This window comes from Candidatus Palibaumannia cicadellinicola, assembly GCF_002855795.1.
In the GTDB taxonomy this organism is placed as follows: Bacteria; Pseudomonadota; Gammaproteobacteria; order Enterobacterales; family Enterobacteriaceae; genus Baumannia; species Baumannia cicadellinicola_C.
Map to the genome: position 1 here is coordinate 1 of NZ_NJPO01000110.1, position 4,130 is coordinate 4,130.

Annotated in this window: 2 protein-coding genes; one reads left to right on the top strand and one right to left on the bottom strand. The window is 41.5% G+C overall.

What is annotated here, in order from left to right; all coding sequences use genetic code 11:
* Positions 1-370 precede the first annotated feature (370 nt).
* Positions 371-2,419 (top strand): oligopeptidase A, encoded by a 2,049-nt coding sequence (gene prlC, locus CEX73_RS02165; protein WP_101626959.1) that lies wholly within the window; start codon positions 371-373, stop codon positions 2,417-2,419.
* On the opposite strand, the gene pitA is transcribed toward prlC, so the two are convergent.
* Positions 2,416-3,933, bottom strand: a complete 1,518-nt coding sequence (gene pitA, locus CEX73_RS02170) for an inorganic phosphate transporter PitA (RefSeq protein ID WP_101626960.1) — start codon at positions 3,931-3,933, stop codon at positions 2,416-2,418. The two genes, prlC and pitA, sit on opposite strands and share 4 nt — an antisense overlap.
* Between the last annotated feature and the right edge of the window lie 197 nt (positions 3,934-4,130).

A 4,130-nucleotide genomic window follows, 5' to 3' on the forward strand; every position in this document is an offset into this window, starting at 1 on the left:
ACGAACAAATGTTTTTTAATACTTTTAAGTAAGAAAAATTATTTTATTATAGTTAACATCTCATGAGTTAGTAATTAGTAAACTGCCTACGCGCAGTAAATACCTATCATTATACGTTATAGGTACTATTAATAAAAAGATTACATTAATAAATTCTATTAAGCAGTAACATTAGTTACGTTTTGAGTTAGTTTAAAGTAATTTATTCAGTGACTAGCCAAGCTATACAGAAAATATTTTCATGAATGGGTCGCTATTTAGCGAATCTTATTTGTTTTCATATTGATGTTAATCGTCAAAACTTAGGAGTAAAAACAGTGCATTATGTTAATTATATTGATCAACTAACGATCATCAGGACCGTGCTACTATGACTAATTATTGGCTTACCTCTTTTTTATTACCGAATTTTTCTGCTATCCATCCTGAGGATATAGTACCGGCTGTCCAAGCCGCATTGAACCATTGTCGTCAAACGGTTGAAAAAGTAGTAGCACATTCAGGTCCATTCAACTGGGATAATCTTTGTCAGGTACTGGCAGATGCAGACGACTATTTAAGCCGTATTTGGTCGCCAGTCAATCATCTTAATGCCGTCAAGAATAGTTCGGAACTACGCGCAGCTTATGAACAAAGCTTGCCAATGTTGTCAGAATACAGCACTTGGGTGGGGCAACATAAAGGACTATATAATGCTTATTGTAATTTACGCAATAGCGATGATTATCATCAGCTGAGCATAGCGCAGAAAAAAGCGGTAGATAATACGTTACGCTCTTTCGAACTTTCCGGCATTAACCTTACAGCAGAAAACCAGCAGCGTTACGGAGATATTGTAGCAAGATTATCTAAGTTAGAGTCAACTTACAGCAATAACGTACTGGACTCCACAACTGGATGGAGTAAGCTTATCACCGATGAACATGCATTGTCTGGAATACCAGAGAGTACGCTCACCGCTGCACGCGCCCATGCAGAAGCCCACGCGCAGTCAGGGTGGTTACTTACCCTAAATTTTCCTAGCTACCTATCTGTTTTAACTTACTGTGATAATAGTACCTTACGTGAAGAATTATACCGAGCTTATAATACCCGTGCCTCAGATCAAGGACCAAATGCCGGGAAATGGGATAATGGGCCTCTTATGAGTGAAATACTAGCGTTGCGCCATGAACTAGCGCAAATTCTTGGCTTCAACAGTTATGCGGAAAAATCTTTAGTAACTAAAATGGCACGAGAACCTCAACAAGTACTAGATTTTTTGAATGATCTCGCTAAACGCGCACGACGACAGGGAGAGCAGGAACTTGCGCAGCTGCGCATATTCGCCAAAATGCATTTTGATCATGATACGCTGGAACCCTGGGATATCGCCTATTACGGGGAAAAACAAAAAGAATCACTTTTTTCTATCAACGATGAACAGTTACGTCCTTATTTCCCAGAACAGCAAGTTCTAAGCGGTATGTTCGAAGTAGTGAAACGCATTTATGGTATCACGGCTGCAGAGCGTAATGATGTTAACACCTGGCATTCGGACGTTCGTTTTTTTGACTTATTTGATGAGCTAGGCGAATGGCGCGGTAGCTTCTATTTAGACTTATATACCCGCGACAATAAACGCTGCGGTGCTTGGATGGATGAATGTATAGGTATGATGCGTAAAGCCGATGGTACGTTACAAAAGCCGGTTGCTTATTTGACCTGTAACTTCAATCGTCCGGTTAGTGGGAAGCCAGCACTCTTCACTCACAACGAAGTAACCACATTATTTCATGAATTTGGTCATGGTCTACATCATATGCTGACTCGTATAGATACCCCTGGAGTAGCTGGTATCAATGGCGTACCATGGGATGCAGTAGAGCTGCCAAGTCAGTTTATGGAAAACTTCTGTTGGCAACCTGAAGCGCTGGAGTTAATTTCCGGTCACTATGAAACAGGGAAATCACTACCAATAGAGTTGCTGAATAAGCTAATAGACGCAAAGCACTACCAGGCTGCATTATTTCTTTTGCGCCAAATAGAATTCGGTCTTTTTGATTTCTGCATACATTACCAGTACCATCACGAGCAAGGAGCACGTGTATTGGAAATACTAGCAGAAGTAAAAAAACAAGTAGCGGTGATACCTAGCGTTGAATGGGTACGTTTTCCCCATGCGTTTAGCCATATATTTTCTGGCGGTTATGCTGCGGGCTATTACAGCTATTTGTGGGCGGACGTACTTGCTGCCGACGCATGGGCGCGCTTAGAAACTGAGGGTATTTTTAATAGAGAAACCGGCGATTCATTCCTAGAAAATATTCTTGAACGTGGCGGATCTGAAGATCCTATGGTGTTGTTTACACGTTTCCGCGGACGTAAACCACAGCTAGATGCTATGCTACGCCACTACGGTATTCGAGATATAAGTTAAATCAATGTTAGCGCCAGCCAGTATAAGCAACCTGCTAGTAAAAGAGCTACTGGCAGGGTTAGAATCCAGGCTATCAAAATGTTTTTCACTGTTTTGCTCTGTACACCACCACCGTCTACTAACATAGTACCCATCACAGCTGACGAAAGTACGTGAGTCGTAGACACCGGCATGCCGGTATAGCTAGCTATACCTATGAATACCGCTGCGGTCATTTGTGCCGAAAGACCTTGCGCATAGGTCATATCTTTTTTACCTATCTTTTCACCGATCGTGGTTGCTACCCTTCGCCAACCCACCATGGTGCCAAGCGCCAGTGCTAGCGCTACTATAATAATAATCCACACCGGTGCATATTCTACCGTGTATAATAAATCTGGTTGTAGATTATTTAATAAAAGTTTATCAGCAGCTGGAGTTTCTGGTAATTTCGCTACTTTATTAGCAATGTCTGCGAGGCACATAAGTAAACGGCGCACGTGAGAGCGCTGCTCTGAACTCAACTCGTCGTAGCTATTCAGATTACTTAGTAGCAGATTAGTGCGATGTATCGGGATAAATGCCTGCGAAAGCTCACAGTGTAATTCTTGTCGCATGGATATTTCACTCTTACTTTTACTCCAAACCTTGCGGTTTGTTTCTAGCGGGATAAAAGAAGCATTGGCAACGTTAAAAGTGCATTGGTGCTGCGTATAGTACTGCTGTAAGTGATTAACGGCATTACGGGTACGGCTGATATCATAGTCACTGGCGTTAATATTGACGACAAAGCCCGCCGGCGCTACGCCTATCAGCACTAGCATAATTAGGCCGATACCTTTTTGACCATCGTTGGCACCATGAGAAAAACTTACGCCTGCCACAGAGAATATAAGCGCGATGCGAGTCCAGAATGGTGGCTTACGTTTTCCATCTTGTTTTTCTCGTTCGTTCGGTGTCATATGAATGCGGCGGCGCTTTGTCGTATTACTCCAGTAGGAGCGTAAAAGAAAAACCATAGCCCCGGCCAGCATTAACCCTACCAGAGGAGAAATTACCAAAGATAGAAATATTTCAATTAGCTTAGGAATATTGATAGCTTGTACGATTGAACTATTAAGAATTAGCGCATTTGTTAGGCCTATACCGATTATTACACCGATAAGGGTATGGAAACTAGAAGCAGGCAAGCCAAAATACCAGGTACCTAAATTCCAAATAATCGCCGCCAGTAGCATAGAAAACATCATAGCTAGCCCCTGTGCGGAACTGACATTAAGCAGTAAATCAATAGGTAATAGATGAACGATAGTATAAGCCACACTAAGGCCACCCATAAGCACACCAAGGAAGTTAAACAACCCAGACATAGCAACGGCTAATTGAGAACGCAAGGCTCGAGTATAAATGACTGTTGCTACGGCATTAGCTGTATCATGAAAACCATTAATAGCCTCATAAACTAATACAAACAATAATGCACATATTAACGTTATACCGGTATGGAAATCCATGCCGTAGAACAAATGTAGCATAGGAGAGTGGTGCCATTATTTGGATATAAACGCTCGCATTATCTGCGACAAGTAGCCCCAGGGAAAAGGAAAATATAGCTTTTTTGCAAATTATTGCTGTGAAGATAGTATCTGTAATACCTTTATGTCATTTGAGTCAGCTATTTACGAATATTTTCATCATAAATTAGCTTGATTTAAGTAGTAGGTTATACTGA